The following is a 19,547-nucleotide window of genomic DNA, read 5'->3' as shown; positions in this document are numbered from 1 at the left end:
GCCCCGGTTGTGCAGGTAGCGGTTGTTCTGGGCCTGGTAGATCGCGTTCATCGGCCCGATGCCCATGGACACGGTGGGGAATTCCCAGAAGTCCGGCATCAGCCGCGGGTGCGGGTAGGAGGACAGGGCGTGGCCGGCGCGGGACTTTTCCTGCCGGAACCCGTCGAGGTCTTCCTCGGAGAGGCGTCCTTCCATGAACGCCCGGGCGTACATGCCGGGGGAGGCGTGGCCCTGGAAGAAGACCTGGTCCCCGCCGCCGGGGTGGTCCTTGCCGCGGAAGAAGTGGTTGAACCCGACCTCGTACAGGGTCGCGGCCCCAGCGTAGGTGGAGATATGCCCGCCGACGCCGATCTCGGGCCGCTGCGCCCGGTGCACCATCACCGCGGCGTTCCACCGCATGTACGCCCGGTACCGGCGCTCGAATTCCTCGTTGCCCGGAAACTCCGCTTCCTGGTCCACCGGGATGGTGTTCACGTAATCGGTGGTAGTCACCATCGGCACCCCGACGCTCTGCGCGCCCGCGCGCTGCAGCAGGCTCCGCATGATGTATTGGGCACGCTCAGTGCCCTGTTCCCTGATCAACGCATCCAGGGACTCAACCCACTCGGCAGTCTCTTCCGGATCACGATCAGGCAGCTGGTTAGTCAACCCGCTGAGGATATGGGAGGTATCTTCTCCTGCAGCCACGGCAGCCTCTTTTCATCGTTGAACGCATCTGCGCATGTTTTCGTATTGTGAGAAAACATTATTGCAGTATGAGATTACTGAGGCAGGCCCGGCGGGTCAACGCGACGGCCATCACCTCGCCCTGGATGTCGCCCATCGGCGGCAACCGACCATTTGTGACCGTAGTGCGGTGGCTGCGACGCTTGACCGCCCGTGACCTGGGTCATACTCTTATTTCACTATTCAATATCTCACTTCCGCAATGTGGAATAACAGCAACGACCTCCGGTCGGACTCACCACTCGGAATCGGCCCAAGAATTGAGACCCCCATGCGAACCCCACCATCGGCGGGCGTGGACGCGGACAAGGACCTGACAAAGCCGTCAGCCGGTACTGTCCACCCGTCTGGCACTATCGAAGCCCTCTGCGATTCCGCCAGCGCGGCGTCAGGCACGAGCATCAGCCCCACCCTGTACAACACTGACCTTGCCCCGACCAAGCGCGCCGGCCGCAGCTGGACCAGTTACAGCATCTTTACCCTCTGGGCCAACGACGTGCACAGCCTGGGCAACTACGCATTCGCCATCGGACTCTTCGCCCTTGGGCTGGGTGGATGGCAGATCCTCCTTGCCCTGGGCATCGGGGCTGCACTGCTGTTCGGGCTCCTTACCCTGTCAGGATTCATGGGCGTCAAGACCGGTGTGCCTTTCCCGGTCATGAGCCGGATCAGCTTCGGTATCCGCGGGGCACAGATCGCCAGCCTCCTCCGCGGGGCCGTTGCGGTCGCCTGGTTCGGTATCCAGACGTACCTCGCATCGGTGGTCTTCCGCGTGATGCTCACAGTCATGTTCCCCTCACTTGCAGAGCTGGACAAGGACTCGATCCTGGGCCTGTCCACGCTCGGGTGGATGGCATTCGTGACGCTCTGGGTGGTCCAACTGGTGATCGTCAGCTTCGGCATGGAAATGATCCGCAAGTACGAGGCTTTCGCCGGTCCGGTCATCCTGGCCACCATGGCAGCAATGGCCGTCTGGATCTTCGTGGAAGCCGGAGGCAGCATCGCCTGGGCTTCCAATAAGGCCCTGGAAGGCCCGGAAATGTGGCTCACCATCTTTGCCGGCGGCGCGCTGTGGGTCTCCATCTACGGCACTTTCGTCCTCAACTTCTGCGACTTCACCCGCTCAGCGGTGTCGAAGAAGGCCGTGGTACGTGGCAACTTCTGGGGCATCCCCATCAACATGCTCGTCTTCGGCGCGATCGTGGTGGTCATGGCCGGTGGACAGTTCAAGATCAACGGGACCATCATCAAAAGCCCGTCGGACATCGTCCAGACCATTCCCAACACGCTGTTCCTGGTCCTGGCCTGCCTTGCGCTGCTGATCCTGACCATCGCCGTGAACCTCATGGCCAACTTCGTGGCCCCCGTCTACGCCCTGACAAACCTGTTCCCCAAGAAACTGAACTTCCGCAAGGCGGCAATTGTCTCCGCCAGCATCGGCCTGGTAATCCTGCCCTGGAACCTCTACAACAATCCGCTGGTCATCGTGTACTTCCTCGGCGGACTCGGGGCGTTGCTCGGCCCGCTGTTCGGCGTGGTCATGGCTGACTACTGGCTGATCAGGCGAGGGAAGGTCAACGTGCCGGAGCTTTACACGGCATCGCCGGAGGGCGCGTACTTCTACAAGAAGGGCGTCAACCCCCGCGCGATCATCGCCATGGTACCGGCAGCCGTCCTTGCCCTGCTGATCGCCTTCGTTCCCGGCCTGGCCGCGGCGGCACCGTTTGCCTGGTTCTTCGCCGCAGGCATCGCCGCCGCGCTGTACTTCTTCATTGCCGACCGCAACCAAGTGCTGGTGGACCACGACGGCGAGGCCATCGCCGTCGCCAGCACCCATTGAACCCCGGCACCCACCCTGCCGACAAAGGAACTCTCCCATGCGCATCCTCGTCGCGAATGTGAACACCACCCACTCAATGACCGACTCCATCGCGGCCTCCGCACGTGCCGTGGCTGCCCCGGGCACCGAAATCGTTGGCCTCACGCCGCGGTTCGGCGCCGACTCCTGCGAAGGAAACTTCGAGAGCTACCTGGCCGCCATCGCAGTCATGGACGCCGTCACCTCCTACCCCGGGCCGTTCGACGCCGTTATCCAGGCCGGCTACGGGGAACACGGCCGGGAGGGGCTGCAGGAACTACTGGATGTTCCGGTGGTCGACATCACGGAGGCCGCCGCAAGCACAGCGATGTTCCTCGGCCACAAGTACTCGGTGGTCACTACCCTGGACCGCACGGTTCCGCTCATTGAGGACCGGTTGAAGCTGGCCGGCCTGGATGCCAGGTGCGCGTCGGTCCGTGCCAGCGGCATGGCCGTCCTGGAACTTGAAGAGGAACCGGAACGGGCCGTGGAAGCCATTATCAACGAGGCGCTGCTGGCCGTTACCCGGGACAAAGCGGAAGTGATTGTGCTCGGCTGCGGCGGCATGGCAGGCCTGGACGAGCAGATCCGGCAGCGGGCCGGCGTCCCCGTGGTGGACGGTGTGGCCTCGGCAGTGACCATCGCCGAATCGTTGGTGCGCATGCGCCTGTCCACCTCCAAAGTGCGGACCTACGCTGCACCGCGGCCCAAGACCGTCATAGGCTGGCCGCTGCACCAGCCGGCCGTTCCGGCGCAGCTTTGAGCCAGGAGAACCGAATGAACACCCCACAGCCCGCCGCCCGCGTCGCCGTCGTCACCGGAGCCGGGTCCGGCATCGGCCGGGAGGTGGCGCGGCAGATGCTGGCCGACGGCTACCGCGTGGCACTTGCCGGCCGGCGCGAGGCGCTGCTGTTGGAAACGGCGGACGGCAGCCCGGACGCCCTGGTGATGCCCTGCGACGTCACCCGGCCCGACGACGTCGAGCGGCTTTTCGAGGCCGTTCGCCAGCAGTGGGGGCGCGTGGACGTCCTGTTCAACAACGCCGGGGTGTTCGGCCCGTCGGCCGGCGTTGACGACATCACCCTCGAAGACTGGAACGCCACGGTGGCCGTGAACCTTACCGGGTCCATGCTGTGCGCGGCCGCTGCGGTCCGGACGATGAAGGCCCAGGAGCCCCAAGGCGGCCGCATCATCAACAACGGGTCCATCTCCGCCCACTCGCCCCGTCCGCGGACCGTCGCCTACACGGTCACCAAGCACGCGATGACCGGGCTGACCAAGAGCATTGACCTGGACGGCCGCGGTTACGGCATCACGTGCGGGCAGATCGATATCGGCAACACCGCCACGGACATCATGGACACCATCGGTGTCGGTTCCGGGGCGCTGCAGGCGGACGGCAGCCGCAAGGTGGAACCGATGTTTCCGGTGGCAGACGCGGCGCGTGCCGTGTTGATGATGGCCAACATGCCGGCATCGGCCAGCGTCGGTTCCGTGGTGCTCACCGCGGCGGGAATGCCGTTTATCGGCCGTGGCTAGGTGTACTGCCAGGCACGCCGGGTCGCCGCGGCGGGGCGGGCGGCCGCCCAGAGCCTAGGATCGGCACATGACCGCAAACAGGGGACTTGCACTTTTCCGCTTCTGGTTCGCGCTGCTGGGGTTCGCCGCGGTGCTGTTCCAGCTGCTGCACCTGATGCAGAATGTGCCGGGGGCCAGCGCCGGAAACTACTTCAGCTACTTCACCATCGAGTCGAACATCATCGCCTTCGTGACCCTGGGGATTGCCGGCTGGTTCGCTTGGAAGGGGGCTAGCCCGCGGTGGCTTGAACTCCTCCGGGGTGCGGCCACCGTGTACATGACCATCACCGGGATCACCTACAGCCTGCTGTTGAGCGATATCGACGTCAACACCCCCATCCCGTGGGTCAATGTGGTGCTCCATTACACGGTCCCCACCGTCATGGTGATCGACTGGCTGGTTGACCTCCCGCGGGTGCGGATTCCGGTCCGGACGTCCCTGGTGTGGTTGGCTTTTCCCCTGCTGTACCTGGTCTACAGCCTGGTTCGGGGTCCCATCGTGGGCTGGTATCCCTATCCGTTCCTGGACCCTCGGACCGCCGGCTACGGCACGGTTGCGGTGATGTCGGTCCTTATTGCCGTGGCCGCTTTTGCCTTCGCCGTGGTGGCGGCGTTGTCCACGAAACTGCAGGACTCGGTCCCCCACCCGGCCCGGATTTCCTCGGCGGAGGCAGCGGAGCCCCGCACCTCCGCCCGGGGCAGGCACGCGGGCGACGAGCCCGGGCTAGAGGGGCAGCAGGGACGATAGGTCTGCGCGCAGGCCAGAGGCCGCAACTTTGCCGGCAGCCACTGCGTCCGCCCACGCCACCTGGCCGGTGACCATCCCCAGCCAGGTGGCGGCGTCGCACTCAATGACGTTCGGCGGGGTGCCGCGGGTGTGCCGCGGGCCCTCCACGCACTGGGTGACGCCGAATGGCGGCACGCGCACCTCCACGGAGTTTCCCGGCGCCCGGGCGGTCACTTCCTCCAGGGAGTACCGCACGGCCGTCGCCAGGGCGGCGCGCGGCAGGGGAGCGTCCGACGGCGACTGGGCGGCTTCCAGCCACGCCTTCACTGCTGCTTTGCCTTCGTGGATATCAATACGACGGCGGGCTGTGGCCATGCTTTCAATCTTCCTTTGGCGTCGGCAGGGGCTTTGGTGCTAGTCCAGGAGGGCGGATACCGCGGGGCCCAACCGGATTTTTCCCACTGGCCGGCCGCCCCCGAGTACCGGAGCCACCACTTTTTCCAGGGCGCTGGCGACTCCGGGAATCTCCACGGCCCCGGCGGCGGCGAGCAGGGTGAGGGCCACCAAGGAGGTTGCCCGCACGTTTCCGTCGAGGATCTTGACGGCCACCGAGACTCCCTGCGGCGTGGCCATCGCCAGGACGCCCTCTGCGCCGATCTTGGCGATGATTTCCAGCTCATCCATCACCAGGGTGTTCGCTTCACCCCGGCCTTGCACGGCCCAGGGATAGTCCAGCATGGAGGTGGCGATCGTCGCGGCCCTGGCGCTGAAGCTGTGGTCGGCGGGAGCCTTGGCCAGCTGTGAGTACGCCAGCGCCAGTCCTTTCAACGAAACCGCGGCCACGGGGGCACCGCAGCCGTCGATGCCCAGGTGCGCGATCCGCTCGCCGGTGTATTCCTCGATAACGGTGCGCACCCGCTGCTGCAGGGGGTGGTTGGGTTCCAGGTAGCTGTGCGTGTCCCAGCCGTTCTCGGTGCAGGCCCACAGGAAGGCCGCGTGCTTGCCGGAACAGTTGTAGGCCAGCCGCGACTTGCCCTTTTCGGATCGGACCAGCCAGTTCCGGGCCGTTTCGTCCTCCGGCCATGCTTCGGGGCACTGCAGCTGGTCCTCCCGTACGCCCGCTGCCTTCAGCATGCCGGCCACCACATCCATGTGGTCCAGCGAACCGGTGTGGCTGCCGCACGCGATGGCCACCTGGGCGCCCCGCAGCGGAACACCCGACTGCATGGACGCCAGCGCCTGGAAGGGCTTGAGGGTTGACCGTGCATAGATGGGGGTGTTGATGTCGCCGAGCTCGGTGACCACCGAGCCGTCGGCGGCGACCAGCACCGCGGAGCCGATGTGCCGGGACTCCACGAAGCCGCTGCGTTCTATGACGGCCAGTTCGACGGCGGAGTCAACGGTGAAGGTGGCATGCGGATTGTGCGGCATACTGCCAGTCTATGGGCCGGTCCGCGGATGGCAGGCCACCCGCGGGCCGGTCGCAGGTGGCTATTGGACCGTCACCATCACCGACTGCCAGCCTGACGCACCGTCAGGGACGGGGTCTGCGCGCTGGTCCGTCTGCACCTGCCCGGTACCGTCGGTGGCGCGGACCTTGATGTAGTGCGGGCCCGGCGTGGCATCCCATTCGTAGGACCACTGCCGCCACGTAATGGTGGAGGCTTCCGTGGAGAGGGTCGTCTCGGTCCATTCGCCGTTGTCGATCTGGATTTCAACCTTGGTGATTCCCCGGGTCTGGGCCCAGGCCGTACCGCCAACGGCGACCTTTCCGGCGGGAACCTTGGCGAACGACTTGGGAACTTCCACGCGCGCCATGGTCTTGATCGGGCCGCGTTCGGACCAGCCGCGCTCGGTCCAGTAGGCCTTGTTGTCCGTGAACCGGGTGACCTCCAGGTCCACCACCCATTTGGTGGCGGAGACGAACCCGTAGAGCCCCGGGACCACCATCCGCACCGGGTAGCCGTGCTCCAGCGGCAGCGGCTCGCCGTTCATGCCGATCGCCAGCATGGCGTCACGCCCGTCCTGCAGGACCTCCAGGGGTGTGGAGGCGCTGAAGCCGTCGATGGACGTGGAGAGCACCATGTCCGCCCCGTCCTTGGGCTTGGCCCGGGCCAGGACGTCGCGGATGGGCAGGCCCAGCCATTTGGCATTTCCGGCGAGGTTGCCGCCCACGGGGTTGGAGACGCAGGTGAGGGTGACGTGTGATTCGATCAGGCTGGCATCCAGCAGGTCCTGGAATGTGAGGGTGACTTCCTGCTCCACGAGGCCGTGGACGCGCAATTCCCAGTCGTTGACGTTGATTTCCGGAACGCTCAGCGCAGTGTCGATCCGGTAGAAGTCGGCGTTGTCCGTCAACCATGGCGTGACGCCAGGGACGGGCGACTGCACGCCGGCGGGAACCGCTGCTGCGGCTTTGGCCGGCGCCGGCAGCGTGAGCGCCTCGCGGGCCTTGGCCACGTTGTTGCGCGCCGCGCCCAGCAACCGTCCGCCGGTTGCGGCGATGCCGGCGGCCACCGCGGTGATCCCTGCCGCAGCGAAGAAACGACGACGGCTGGCGCCTTCGTTCCCCGGCCGGGCGTCGGCGTCGGCTGCCTGGTCCGCCGGAGATTCGGGCCATGGCTTGCTTTCCTTCAGCCGCCAGAGCGGTGCCACCAGCAGGCGGAGGGCCACCAGGCCCGCGACCGTCCCCAGTACTGACGGGATGGCGTCAACTCCGCTGACGCCTGCACGCGTCACGACACACGCAACGATCACCGCGCCCATGAACAGGACGCCGAGGACGCCCAAGACCCATTTCCGGTAGGCCACGATGCCCAGGACGCAGGCGAGCACGGCGATGGTCAGTCCCATGCCCACGAACAGGGCAGCCTTGTCGTTGGTGCCGAAGGTGGCGATCGCGAAGTCCTTCAGCCGGGGCGGCGTGAAGTCGATGAAGGTGGACCCCAGGGCGAACAGCGGGGTTGCCCTGGCGGTGAAGAATGCGCCGAGGAGCTCCGCAACGGCAAGTACGACGGCGGCTGCCACCACACCTGCCAGGGCGGCCAGGGCGGAGGGGCCTGTCAAGCGGTTCCGAAGCTTTGTCATGGTGGTGGTTCGGAGCGGCGGGTGGTCCGGATTGACCGGGCGGGCCGGGAAGGTCACAGCTTAGGAGCGGGAAGGGTGCACAAAGTACCCTTGGAGACTGTGAAGGTACTCGTCATTGGCCCCGGAGGCCGCGAACACGCCATTGTCCGCTCCCTGCTTGCCGACCCCAACGTGTCCGAAGTCCACGCGGCGCCCGGCAATGCCGGCATCAGCAAGCTGGTACCCACCTACAACATCAACGGCAACGATCCCCAGGCTGTTGCCGAGCTGGCTGCCCGGCTCACGGTCGACCTCGTGGTGGTGGGCCCCGAAGCTCCGCTGGCCGCAGGTGTGGCCGACGCCGTCCGCGCCGCCGGCATTCCCGTGTTCGGGCCCAGCAAGGCAGCAGCACAGCTGGAAGCGTCGAAAGCGTTCGCCAAGGAGGTCATGGCGGAGGCAGGCGTTCCCACCGCTATGGCCATGGTGGCCACCAATGCCGAAGAGGCAGCGTCCGCGCTGGACACCTTCGGCGCTCCGTACGTGGTGAAGGACGACGGCCTGGCCGCCGGCAAGGGCGTGGTGGTCACCAGGAACCGGGACGAAGCCCTGGCCCACGCCCAGTCGTGCTTCGACGCCGGCGGATCAGTGGTGATCGAGGAGTTCCTGGACGGCCCCGAGGTTTCCCTCTTTGTCCTCTGCGACGGGCAGAACACCGTGGCACTCTCACCCGCCCAGGATTTCAAGCGCATCTTCGACAACGACGAAGGCCCCAACACGGGCGGCATGGGCGCCTACACGCCGCTCGAGTGGGCCCCCGAGGGCCTGGTGCAGGAAGTCCTTGACCGGGTGGCGCAGCCCACCGTGAACGAGATGGCCCGCCGCGGCACTCCCTTCGTGGGCGTGCTCTTTGTCGGGCTCGCGCTCACGTCCCGCGGAACCCGCGTCATCGAATTCAACGTCCGTTTCGGCGACCCCGAGACGCAAGCGGTCCTCGCCCGGCTCAAGACCCCCCTGGGGGCGTTGCTCATGGCAGCCGCCAAGGGCGAACTGGACAAAGCGGAAGAGCTGCGCTGGTCCAAGGACGCCGCCGTCGCCGTCGTCGTGGCCTCGGAAAACTACCCTGACACGCCCCGCACCGGTGACCGCATCCGCGGGCTCAAGAAAGTGGACGCCCTTGACGGCGTGCACGTCATCCATGCCGGCACCGCCCTGGACGACGAGGGCAAGGTGGTCTCCGCCGGCGGCCGCGTCCTGGCCGTCGTCGCCCTGGGCAGCGACCTGGTGGAGGCCCGGGAAAGGGCCTACGACGGCGTTGAGCTGGTCCAGCTTGAAGGCTCCCAGTACCGCAGCGACATTGCCCGCAAGGCAGCCCGCGGGGAAATCAAGGTGCCGTACGGTGCCACCGGATCGCTGCCCGTAGTGAAAGCGAAGGCCTGACATGAGTGGAACTTCCGAGAACCGAGGCTACGCCGCGGACACCCTGGAACTGCAGGGATGGACGCACGTCTACTCCGGCAAGGTCCGCGACCTTTACGAACCCGCCGACGAGTCGATCGTGCAACGCCTGGGCCAGGATTGCGTCCTGGTGGTGGCCAGCGACCGCATCAGCGCCTTTGACCATGTGCTCTCCAGCGAGATCCCGGACAAAGGCCGCATCCTTACCCAGCTGAGCCTCTGGTGGTTCGACCAGCTGGGCGTCGAGCACCATGTGCTCGGGTCCACGGTGGAAGACGGCGTGCCCGCGGAGGTGGAAGGCCGGGCCATGATCTGCAAGAAGCTGGACATGTTCCCGGTGGAGTGCATTGCCCGCGGCTACCTCACGGGTTCAGGACTGCTGGAGTACAAGGCCTCCGGGACAGTGTGCGATATCCCGCTCCCGGAGGGGCTGGTGGACGGCTCCCGGCTGGAACACGCCATCTTCACCCCATCCGCCAAGGCACTGATCGGTGAGCACGACGAGAACATCACCTACGACGCCGTGGTGGCGCTCGTGGGGGATGACATTGCTGCCCGCCTGAGCGAGCTGACCCTGAAGATCTACACCACGGCGGAGAAGATCGCGCGTGAACGCGGCATCATCCTCGCGGACACCAAGGTGGAATTCGGCTACGACGCCGTCTCCGGGTCCATCACCCTGGGTGACGAGGTGCTGACCCCTGATTCTTCCCGTTTCTGGGACGCTGCAACCTACAAGCCCGGCCAGGCCCAGCCCTCCTACGACAAACAGTACGTGCGGGACTGGCTGACTTCTGCCGCCTCCGGCTGGGACCGGTCATCCGACACCCCGCCGCCGGCCCTGCCTGCCGACGTGGTGGAACGCACCCGCAGCCGGTATGTCGAAGCGTACGAGAAGATCACCGGAAAGACATTCGCCTGAGACCCGGCCACGCCAGGTGGACCCGCCACGGCGGGTTCACCTGGCTTGCTTCAGCTGGCTTTCGCGGCCGCGGCCGCGCGCCTCTGGGCCAGCTTGATTTCAAGGATGGCGTCCAAGGCCTGCTGGACCCTGTCCTGGGCGCCTGCCGCGGCAAAGGCCTTCTGGGCTTCCTCCAGGTGCACCAGGGCTTCCTCGGTGTCACCGGCAGCCTTGAGCGACTTGCCCAGGAGAAGCGAGACCTCACCAGCCGTGTGCTTGGCGAGGCTGGCGCGCTCGGCGTGGATTTCTCGGAGTTTCTCGACGGCGGCCACAATGTCCCCGGTGAGGTACAGCCAGCGGGCGCGAATGAACGCTACCTCCAGCTGGTCTGACTTGTTGCCTCCCACGATTGACAGCGCCAGTTCAGCACGTTCGATCGCAGACAGCGTTTCCGGCTCAACGATGCCGGAGGAGAGGCGGACCGCCGCCGACGCCTTGTTGAACCGGGCCCACAGCCCGATGTCATTGGCGGGGGAGAGCAGGCGCGCCGCACGCTCGTGGTGCTTCACGCCCTCGGCGTAGTCGTGCCGCATGAAGGCGACGTTACCCACCACCCAGGCCACCTCGCCGGCGAGCTGGCTCATGGACAGTTCGTCCACGTGCTCGATCATGGCCTGGCAATACCCCCAGGCTTCATCGAGCCGTCCGCTCTCGGCCAGTGCCCCTATGAGGGCATGGTGGGCGTTGATGATGAGGGTTGATCCCTTGGGGAGCTGCTTGCACAGGTCCACGGCCTGGATTCCCTGGTCCACGGCGAGGCTCAGCTGGCCTTGGCCCTGGTAGATGCCGGCGAGCATCTGGTGTGCCCGGACGGCAAGTCCTGCCGATTCCCTGGCCATGGGATGTTCCAGCAGGTGCTCCATGATCTTTTGGGCTTCGCGCCAGTTGCCCTGCTTGATCAGGCACTCGGCCTGCATGTACGTCATGTTCCACCACGCACTGGTGTTCCGCCCCTCCAGGGCGATCTTCGCGGCCGTGGCCGCGTGGCTTGCCGCCAAGGGATAGTCGCGCAGGTCCCACGCCTGCCGGGCGTAGAGGCCGGCGAGTACATACTCGGCGTCGCTGACGGAAATGGGCTGGCTCCATGCCTCCAGGGCTTTCGGTGCCAGCTCCAGCCGGCGCGCCAGCTCCTCGATGACTTCCGCCGTCGGCTCGCGGCGGCCCGTTTCAAGCAGCGAGATGTAGCTGGGTGAGTACAGGTCCTTGCCCAGTTCGGCCTGCGTCAGTCCACGCTCTAGGCGCTCCGCGCGGAGCTTTTCTCCGAACCCGTTGCCCACGCGTATCCTCCTCTTTTGGACAAGTGGGGCTGACGGATGCTTGACAGCCCCTGTGGAAAATATTTTACAATGTGTGTCAACAAGGACAGTGCTGGCTTTGTAACGAATCCGACTCGTATTGAGGAACTTATATGTTGAAGAAGATCGCAACCGCGGCCGTCCTGGCCGGGGCCCTGGCTTTTTCCGCGGCAGCTCCGGCTGTCCTGGCCTCAGGCTCCGTCGCCGATAATTCGAGTACGTCTGTAGCAGTAGGCAACTGGCCTGACCCCGCCTCCGCAAAGGTGAAGAAGGATAAGGCCACCAGCACTACCTACACCACGTACGTGGGCAACTGGCCTGATCCCGCATAAACAGCTTCCTCACCCAGGAGGCGAGGGTGGCCCCGGAGCAACAGCTCCGGGGCCATTCCTTTTAACCGGGTGGTGGCGTTACTGCGGCGGGAGTGTCCGGCGGGGCGTCACCAAATAGAGACGCAAAAAGAGGGCCTCCGGTGGAGACCCTCTTTCCGTTATGGTCGGGATGACAGGATTTGAACCTGCGACCTCTTCGTCCCGAACGAAGCGCGCTACCAAGCTGCGCTACATCCCGATCCGCTGCAAAAGCAACTTTACAAGGATAGCCGATGGCGGGGCCCGATGCGAAATCCGGCCGCAGTGAGCCTGGGCGGCGGCCTAGACCAAGGAATCCTTCCAAGCCCCGTGCAGGTCCGCGAAGCGGCCGCCGCCGCCGATCAGATCCTCCGGGGTGCCGTCCTCCACGATCCGGCCGTCGTGCACCACCACTACCCTGTCAGCTGTCTCGACGGTGGACAGCCGGTGCGCGATGATCAGTGCCGTCCTGCGCGCCGCCTCCGTCCCGGCGAGCAGGCGGGCCAGCCCGGCCTGCACAAGCCTTTCAGAGGGGATGTCCAGGGAGGAGGTGGCCTCATCCAGGATCAGTACTGCCGGCCGCGCCAGGAAGGCCCTGGCGAAGCTGATCAACTGCCGCTGCCCGGAGGAGACCCTGCCGCCGCGCTTGTTGACGTCGGTGTCGTAGCCCTCGGGGAGTTCCAGGATGAAGTCGTGCGCCCCAACGGCCTTGGCAGCTTCCTCAATCTCGGCACGTGTCGCTTCCGGCCGGCCCAGTGCGATGTTGTCCGCCACCGAACCGCTGAACAGGAAGGCTTCCTGGGTGACCATGACGATGTTCCGGCGGAGGTCGGTGGTGGCAAGGTCGCGGAGGTCCACGCCGTCCAGGGTCAGGTGTCCCGAGCTGACGTCGTAGAACCGGGCGATGAGTTTGGCCAGGGTGGACTTGCCGGCGCCGGTCTGTCCCACCAGGGCGACCGTTTGCCCGGCCGGGATATGCAGGTTCAGGCGGGGCACCACCACGGGTCCGTCGCCGTAGCGGAACTCGACGTCCTTGAAGTCGATGCGCCCGGTGGCGTCGGGAAGCGGGACAGGGTTCTTCGGCGGCCGGACCGTGGGTACTTCCTCGAGGAGCCCGGACACCTTTTCGAGGGCTGCCTGCGCGCTCTGGAACGAGTTGTAGAACATGGCCATCTGGTCCACGGGCTGGAAGAACCGCTTGGTGGAGAGGATGAGGGCCAGGAGGACGCCGACGGCCAGGTCGCCGCCCAGCACCCGGAAGCCGCCGAACAGCAGCACCACCGCCACGCAGACGTTGCCGATCAGCACCAGCCCGGGCTGGAAGATGCCGTTCAGGTTGATGGACCGGACCGTGACCAGGCGGTAGTCCTCGGCGAGGTTGCCGTAGGTTTCGGAGTTTTCCTTTTCCTTGCGGAATGCCTTGACCGCGCGGATTCCGGTCATGGTTTCGACGAAGTGCACGATCAGCCGGGCGGAAACCACCCGTGATTCCCGGAAGGCGATTTGGGAATGCTTCTGGTACCAGCGGGCCAGGAAGAACATGGGCACCCCGGCGGCCAGCACCAGCAGGCCGCTGCGCCAGTCCAGGGCGAAGATCGTGGCGGCGGTGAACGCCATGAAGAGCATCCCGGAAGCCAGCGAGCTGACGCCGGAATCGAGGAGTTCGCGTAACGCCTCCAGGTCCGACGTCTGGCGGGCAATGATCCGGCCGGACGTGTACCGTTCATGGAATTCCAGGCTGAGCCGCTGGGTGTGCCGGAAGACCCGGACGCGCAGGTCCAGCAGCATTGCCTGGCTGAGCCGTGCCGTGGAGGTGACGTACAGGGCGGTGAGGCCCGCCGTCGCGATGGCCGCCAGCAGGTAGGCGACGCCGGTGAACACCAGCGGGAGGTTGTCACCTGACCGGAGGGCCGGGAGGGCGTGGTCGATGCCGAAAGCGATCAGTGCCGGGCCGGCCACCCGGGCTGCCTGGGAAAGGACCACCATGGCGATGGTCAGCCAGAAGCGCACCCGCACCGGCCGGATCAGGGACCCGAGCAGGGCGATCGACCGGCGCCGGACCGCCTTGCTGTCGCTCTTGCTAAGGTGGGCGTTGTCCTCGTTGGCGGTGCCGAATGTTGCCGTGCTCATCGGGTCACTTCCTCTGCCTGGTCCTCAAGGGCGGACAGTTCGGAGTCAAGGTCGCGCGGTTCACGCTCCAGGCTGGCGATGACGTGCCGGTAATGCTGGTTGCCGGCCAGCAGTTCCGTGTGAGTGCCCACGGCGGTGATACGGCCGTCTTCCAGCAGCGCCACCCGGTCGGCCAGCGCCACGGTGGACGGCCGGTGCGCCACGATCAGGGTGGTGGTGTCCTTGAGCACCTCGCGGAGGCGGGCCTCCACGAGTTCCTCGGTGTGGACGTCCAGGGCCGAGAGGGGATCATCCAGGACCAGGACACGTGGACGGGCGGCGATGGCACGTGCCAGGGCAATGCGCTGGCGCTGGCCGCCGGACAGGCTAAGCCCTTCCTCACCGATCAGCGTGTCCACGCCCTGCGGCAGGGAATAGGAGAAATGCGCCTGCGCCACGTCCAAGGCCTCCTCCAGGATCTCCTCGGAACGCACCGGCGCGCCAAGGAGGACGTTGTCCCGGACGGAACTGGAGAACAGCGTGGTGTCCTCGAAGGCCACTCCGACAATCCTGCGCAGTTCCTCGACGTCAAAGTCGCGGATGTCCACTCCATCGATGCTGATGGCGCCGGCCGTGACGTCGTAGAGGCGGGGGACCAGCTGGATGAGCGCGCTCTTGCCGCTGCCGGTGATGCCCACCAAAGCCATGGTTTCGCCGGGCCGCACCTCGAGGTTGATGTCCTTGAGGATCGGCTTGTCCGGGGCGTCCTCGAAAGCGAACGTTGCGTTGTCGAAGCGCAGTGCGCCCGCGAGTTCGTCCGGGCGGCGCGGCTCGGCGGGGCTGGTGATGGTGTTCTGCGTATCCATCACCTCGTAGTGGCGGTCGACGGCGGTCTTCGCCGTGAGTGCCATGGCCAGCAGCATGCCGGAAAATTCCACCGGCGAGGCGATGACGGCGGCCGTTGCGAAGAACGCCACCAGGGAGCCGATGCTCAGCTGGCCGCCGGCACACAACATAACGCCCACCACCAGGCCGGTTCCGAGCGCGAGTTCGGGGAGCAGGGTGACCACCATGGTGAAGGTGGCCTGGTGGCGGGCCTTCTCGATTTCGGTCTGGCGCAGTTCCTCGGCTTGTTCGTTGAAGTTCTCGAGGGCTTCCCGGCTGCGGCCAAACGCCTTGAGCACGCGGATGCCGTGGACTGATTCCTCCACCGTGGTGGCGAGGTCGCCGGCCTGGTCCTGGCTGCGCCGGGCCACCTTGCTGAACCGGGTGCGGAACCGGAAGCTGTTGATGGTGATGGGTACGGCAGCGGCGAGGAAGATCAGCGCCAGCTGCCAGCTCATGGCGAACATGGCCACGATCCCGATAATCACCGTGAGGGTGGTGACCACCAGCATGATGGCGCCGAAGGCCATCCACCGGCGCAGGAAGTTCAGGTCTGTCATGGCCCTGGACAGCAGCTGGCCGGAACCCCAGCGGTCGTGGAAGGAGACGGTCAGTTCCTGCAGGTGGTCGTAGAGCGAGACCCGCATCCTGGTTTCCACCGTCGTGGCAGGGTTGATGACGAACTGCCGGCGGAGCGCCACCAGGCCGGCTTCGGCGACGCCCAGCACCAGGATGACACCTGCGGAAATCCACACCCCGTCCGCACTGGCCCCCGGCTGCAGCGCCGTGTTGACCAGGACACGCAGCACCTGGGGGATGGTCAGGGCAACGATACTTGCCGCCAGCGCACAGAGAAGCCCCAGAAAAAGCCGGGGAATGATGGGCCGGACGTGCGGATAAAGACGGCTGATTGATCTGAAAAATGGAGTCTGCTTGGCCATGCCCGCTTCTCAAGCTCTAAAACGAATGTAGTTTCCTCTAGCAACTACCCTATGCCATGGGGTGAGACGATTCACAAGGGTTGCCGCCGGGGCGCCAGGCTTGCCCAGTTATTGCAGTCCGTAATGGGAGGGTCAGCCGCGGGAGGTAAGCGTCAGCAGGACTGCCTCAGGCTTGCAGGCGATCCTTACCGGGGCGAAGCGTGAGGTGCCGATGCCGCCGGAGACGTTGACCGGCGTCGTGCGCCCATTGCTGGTCCAGTCGTTGAGGCCCTTCGCCCGCCACGTGGGGAGGTCACAGTTGGCGACGACGGCACCATACCCGGGGATGCAGATCTGGCCGCCATGCGTATGGCCGGCGAGCAGGAGGTCCGCGCCGCTTTCCGTGAAGTGGTCCAGCACCCGCTGGTACGGGGCATGGATGACCGCCACCTTGAGATGGTCGTTGGCGTCCTGGTTGACCGTGCCGCGCGGCCAGCCGGCGTAGCGCTCGCGGTTCAGGTGCGGGTCATCCACGCCGGAGAAGTCGAAGCGCATGCCGTTCAGGATCAGCGACTGGTGGCGGTTGGTCAGGTCCACCCAGCCACCCATGCCGAACCCGGAACGAAGGCGGGGCCAATCCAGGGGGGTGGGCTTCGGCGCGGCCTTGGAGGGTCCCAACAGGTAGGACGCGGGGTTCTTGAATGTGGGGGCGAAGTAGTCGTTGGAGCCCGGTACGAAGACGCCGGGAAACTGCAGCAAGGGCCGAAGCGCGGCCAGGAGGGGATCCACTGCCTTGACATGGCTGAGGTTGTCGCCCGTATTCACCACCAGGTCGGGCTGCAGGTCCGCCAAGGAGGCGAGCCACTGGGCCTTCTTCTGTTGGCCGGGCACGAAGTGGATGTCGCTCAGGTGCAGGATACGGAACGGGTTGCGTCCGGGCGGGAGGATGGCCAGGGTTTCCTCGCGAAGGACGAACTGGTTCTTCTCCCACAAGCCGTAGCCGAAGGCCGCCATCCCGGCCGCAGTTCCGGCCCCTGCGGCAACGGCAAAGCCGCGCCCGATGGAACGGGCGCGGCTTGCCAGGCTGTCGATGCTCATGCGCGCTTAGCCGTTTCCCTTGCCATTGCCGTTTCCGTTGCTGCTCGGCGCCGGGGCCGGGGCCGGGGCTTGGGTGGCGGGCGCCTGGGTTGCAGGGGCTTGGGTGGCCTGCTGGCCGTTCTGGGCAGGAGCGGAGTTGGTGGTGGTCCCGTTGACCATGTTGCTCGGCGGTGCCGGGAACGGGTTGGTGCCGTAGCCTGGCGCGACCTTGGTCATGAAGTTCGAGAACATGGGTCCGGCGACCATGTAACCGTCAATGCCCTGGTAGAACTTTCCGTTGACGGTGATGTTCTGGCCGGCACGGCCCTGGTCGCCCAGCGGGTCACCGAACCAGGCAGCCGTAGCCAAACCGGTGGTGTGGCCAACAACCCAGGTGGAGCCGTTGTTGTTCGAGGTACCGGTCTTGGCGCCGATCGGGAAACTGGTCTTGGTGGACAGGCGCGGCTGGATCAGCGAGCCCGAACCCCTGTTCATGACTTCCTGAAGCGCGTAGTTCACGCCGCGGGCAACCTCTGGCTTGATGGCGTCGCGGCAGCTGCTGGACTGGGCCGGGAGCTGCTTGCCGGTGGCGTCGGTCACCGAGGTGATGGCAATGGGCTCGCAGTACTTGCCGTCGTTCGCAAATGTGGCGAACGCGCTGGCCATGGTGAGCGGCGACGTCTGGGTGGAGCCCAGCAGATTGCCCAGGGTCATCATGTTGATCTTGGGGTGCGGCTCGCTGCCATCAGCCGAGGGCAGGCCGCTGTGCAGTCCAACGGCATCGGCGATCTTTTGGATGCCGCAGAAGTCCAGCTGCGCCGCGGACGCGAACGTCACGGTGTTGATGGAGTTGTAAAGGCCCTCAAGGACGGTCAGCGGCTTGTACCACTGTGGCTCGGCATTCTGGAGGTCATCAGTAGCGTCCAGGCCTGCATTCTTCTGCGCCGTGCTGTACGCACCCTGGACCTTCCCGCACGTGTTCTTCCACGGGTAACCAATGGGGTAGACACGCTGGGCTGCATTGACCACGGTATTCATGGTCTTGCCCTCGTTGAGCCACTCCGCGAAGGTGAACGGCTTCATGGTGGAACCCGGTTGGAACCCGCCGACGCCGTTGAGGTCGTTCCCGTCCTTGTCCAGCTTGTCCACGTTGAAGTTCAACTGTGAATTGAAGCCGCCCGCGCCGGCCAGGAACGAGGTGTTCTGGGCCATGGAGATGATCTTGCCGGTGCCGGGCTGTACCGAGACCATGGACGCGCCCCATTTATCCGGGTTGGCGCCGGCCGCGGCGTCGGCCTGCTCCTGGGCGGTGGCCTGGGCTTTGGGGTCCAGGGTGGTGGTGATGGTCAGGCCGCCGCCGTAGATGAGCCGCTGGCGGTCCTTGACGTCTGCACCGTAGGCCGGGTTGTTCTCCAGCAGGTGCAGGATGTAGTCGCAGAAGTACGGAGCGGTGGCCGCGTAGGCGCATCCTTGCTTGGGCTGGGTGACCTTCGGTTCAACCGGGGTGGCCACCGCTGCCTGGTATTCGTCCGCGGTGATCTTGCCCTGGTCCTTCATCAGGCCCAGCACCAGGTCCCGGCGCTGCTTGGACTTCTCCGGATTGGTGATGGGGTCGAACATGGACGGGCTGTTCACCAGGCCCGCCAGGAGTGCCGCCTGCGGGAGGGTCAGGTCCTTGGCGGTGGTGCTGAAGAAGTACCGGGAGGCGGCCTCGATGCCGTATGCGTCCCGGTTGAAGAACACGATGTTCAGGTAGCCCTCAAGGATCTGGTCCTTGGTGAACTCCTTCTCCAGGGCGATGGAGAGCTTCATTTCCCGGAGCTTGTCGCCAACGCCTTTGTTGACGCCGTTGAGCTTGATCTGGTCTTCTTCGCCGGCAGCGGCGAGGTTCGCATTGAGCACGTTGTTGACGTACTGCTGCGTGATGGTGGACGCGCCCTGCTTGTTGCCGCGGGCGGTGGCGACCAGCGCGCGAAGGATGCCGGTGGTGTCCACGCCGCCATGCTCGTAGAAGCGGCTGTCCTCCACGGCAATGATGGCGTTCTTCATGTTCGGCGAAATTTGGTCCAGCGGAACCTTGGTGCGGTTCTCCGTATAGACGCTGGCGATCTCGCTGCCGTCGGCGGCCAGGATGCGGGTGGTCTGGCTGGGCGGGTCAACCTTCAGTTCCGCAGGGAGGGAGTCGAAGAAGTTGATGGAACCGCTTGCCGCGCTGCCCGAGACGGCAGCGGCGGGAACCAGAAGGCCCGCCACCAGGACACCGCAAATCGCGCTCACACCGAGGAAAAGAAGGATCTTACCCAGTGTGGTGGCAGTGTCGAATAAGGGGTTGTTGCGAGTCGCCATGTTTTCCACTTTACCGGCAAGGGCTACGCTTTCTCTCATGACCAAATGGGAGTACGCGACGATTCCGCTCATTATTCACGCCACCAAGCAGATCCTGGACCAGTGGGGGGAGGACGGCTGGGAGCTTGTCCAAGTGGTTCCCGGACCCGACGGCAACGGGCTTGTCGCCTACCTCAAGAGGGAGAAGCAGTAGC

The 19,547-nt window shown here is 65.6% G+C and carries 16 protein-coding genes, 1 tRNA gene and 1 pseudogene; 8 read left to right on the top strand and 10 right to left on the bottom strand.

Annotated features, from left to right (window positions below):
- Positions 1-687, bottom strand: a pseudogene (locus C563_RS0109815) (pyruvate dehydrogenase (acetyl-transferring), homodimeric type); the annotation flags it as partial.
- 310 nt (positions 688-997) lie between these two features.
- Here C563_RS0109815 and C563_RS0109810 point away from each other — a divergent pair.
- The 4 genes from C563_RS0109810 (at position 998) to C563_RS0109795 (ending at position 4,910) form a co-directional block, all read left to right on the top strand.
- On the top strand, positions 998-2,566 hold the full coding sequence (locus C563_RS0109810; protein ID WP_026264609.1) for an NCS1 family nucleobase:cation symporter-1: 1,569 nt from the start codon (positions 998-1,000) through the stop codon (positions 2,564-2,566).
- Positions 2,567-2,603: 37 nt separating this feature from the next.
- Complete coding sequence (locus tag C563_RS0109805; RefSeq protein ID WP_018761874.1) at positions 2,604-3,347, top strand: aspartate/glutamate racemase family protein; 744 nt, start codon at positions 2,604-2,606, stop codon at positions 3,345-3,347.
- Positions 3,348-3,361: 14 nt separating this feature from the next.
- Positions 3,362-4,123 carry an SDR family oxidoreductase gene (locus tag C563_RS0109800; RefSeq protein ID WP_018761873.1) on the top strand — a complete coding sequence of 254 codons (762 nt, stop codon included), beginning with the start codon at positions 3,362-3,364 and terminating at the stop codon, positions 4,121-4,123.
- 67 nt (positions 4,124-4,190) lie between these two features.
- On the top strand, positions 4,191-4,910 hold the full coding sequence (locus tag C563_RS0109795; protein WP_018761872.1) for a Pr6Pr family membrane protein: 720 nt from the start codon (positions 4,191-4,193) through the stop codon (positions 4,908-4,910).
- On the opposite strand, the gene C563_RS0109790 is transcribed toward C563_RS0109795, so the two are convergent.
- Genes C563_RS0109790 through C563_RS0109780 form a run of 3 tightly spaced genes read right to left on the bottom strand, consistent with a single transcriptional unit; the run spans position 4,887 to position 7,976 of the window.
- Positions 4,887-5,264, bottom strand: a complete 378-nt coding sequence (locus C563_RS0109790; RefSeq protein WP_018761871.1) for a sterol carrier family protein — start codon at positions 5,262-5,264, stop codon at positions 4,887-4,889. The two genes, C563_RS0109795 and C563_RS0109790, sit on opposite strands and share 24 nt — an antisense overlap.
- 39 nt (positions 5,265-5,303) lie before the next feature.
- Positions 5,304-6,320 (bottom strand): asparaginase, encoded by a 1,017-nt coding sequence (locus C563_RS0109785; RefSeq protein ID WP_018761870.1) that lies wholly within the window; start codon positions 6,318-6,320, stop codon positions 5,304-5,306.
- Positions 6,321-6,380: 60 nt separating this feature from the next.
- On the bottom strand, positions 6,381-7,976 hold the full coding sequence (locus tag C563_RS0109780; RefSeq protein WP_026264608.1) for a molybdopterin-dependent oxidoreductase: 1,596 nt from the start codon (positions 7,974-7,976) through the stop codon (positions 6,381-6,383).
- A gap of 99 nt (positions 7,977-8,075) precedes the next feature.
- Between C563_RS0109780 and purD the strand changes: the two genes are divergently transcribed.
- A complete protein-coding gene (purD, locus tag C563_RS0109775) occupies positions 8,076-9,392 on the top strand; it encodes a phosphoribosylamine--glycine ligase (protein ID WP_018761868.1) in 1,317 nt (438 codons plus the stop codon).
- Position 9,393: 1 nt separating this feature from the next.
- Positions 9,394-10,332 (top strand): phosphoribosylaminoimidazolesuccinocarboxamide synthase, encoded by a 939-nt coding sequence (locus C563_RS0109770; RefSeq protein WP_018761867.1) that lies wholly within the window; start codon positions 9,394-9,396, stop codon positions 10,330-10,332.
- 50 nt (positions 10,333-10,382) lie between these two features.
- Here the strand turns inward: C563_RS0109770 and C563_RS0109765 are convergent, their stop codons facing one another.
- Positions 10,383-11,648 (bottom strand): helix-turn-helix domain-containing protein, encoded by a 1,266-nt coding sequence (locus C563_RS0109765; RefSeq protein ID WP_018761866.1) that lies wholly within the window; start codon positions 11,646-11,648, stop codon positions 10,383-10,385.
- 131 nt (positions 11,649-11,779) lie between these two features.
- On the opposite strand from C563_RS0109765, the gene C563_RS0109760 reads away from it, so the two are divergent.
- Positions 11,780-11,998, top strand: coding sequence for a hypothetical protein (locus tag C563_RS0109760; RefSeq protein WP_018761865.1), 219 nt, complete (start codon positions 11,780-11,782; stop codon positions 11,996-11,998).
- 161 nt (positions 11,999-12,159) lie between these two features.
- On the opposite strand, the gene C563_RS0109755 is transcribed toward C563_RS0109760, so the two are convergent.
- The 5 genes from C563_RS0109755 to C563_RS0109735 form a co-directional block, all read right to left on the bottom strand.
- Positions 12,160-12,236, bottom strand: a tRNA-Pro gene (locus C563_RS0109755).
- Between the two features lie 83 nt (positions 12,237-12,319).
- Entirely contained in the window at positions 12,320-14,146 is a 1,827-nt protein-coding gene (locus C563_RS0109750; RefSeq protein WP_018761864.1) for an ABC transporter ATP-binding protein, read from the bottom strand.
- Positions 14,143-15,951, bottom strand: coding sequence for an ABC transporter ATP-binding protein (locus C563_RS0109745; RefSeq protein ID WP_018761863.1), 1,809 nt, complete (start codon positions 15,949-15,951; stop codon positions 14,143-14,145). Before C563_RS0109745 ends, C563_RS0109750 begins: the two co-directional genes overlap by 4 nt.
- Positions 15,952-16,083: 132 nt before the next feature.
- Positions 16,084-17,028 (bottom strand): metallophosphoesterase, encoded by a 945-nt coding sequence (locus C563_RS0109740; protein WP_018761862.1) that lies wholly within the window; start codon positions 17,026-17,028, stop codon positions 16,084-16,086.
- A 6-nt stretch (positions 17,029-17,034) separates the two neighbouring features.
- Positions 17,035-19,353 (bottom strand): transglycosylase domain-containing protein, encoded by a 2,319-nt coding sequence (locus C563_RS0109735; RefSeq protein ID WP_018761861.1) that lies wholly within the window; start codon positions 19,351-19,353, stop codon positions 17,035-17,037.
- Positions 19,354-19,390: 37 nt separating this feature from the next.
- Between C563_RS0109735 and C563_RS21045 the strand changes: the two genes are divergently transcribed.
- The gene (locus C563_RS21045) at positions 19,391-19,546 is read left to right on the top strand and encodes a DUF4177 domain-containing protein (RefSeq protein WP_009359196.1); all 156 of its coding nucleotides are present in this window, start codon (positions 19,391-19,393) and stop codon (positions 19,544-19,546) included.
- The last annotated feature ends 1 nt before the right edge of the window (position 19,547 follow it).

Origin of the sequence: Arthrobacter sp. 135MFCol5.1 (assembly GCF_000374865.1) — a bacterium.
Lineage (GTDB): Bacteria > Actinomycetota > Actinomycetes > Actinomycetales > Micrococcaceae > Arthrobacter.
The sequence above is the reverse complement of the archived record's forward strand: the minus strand, read 5'-3'. Positions and strand labels throughout refer to the sequence as shown.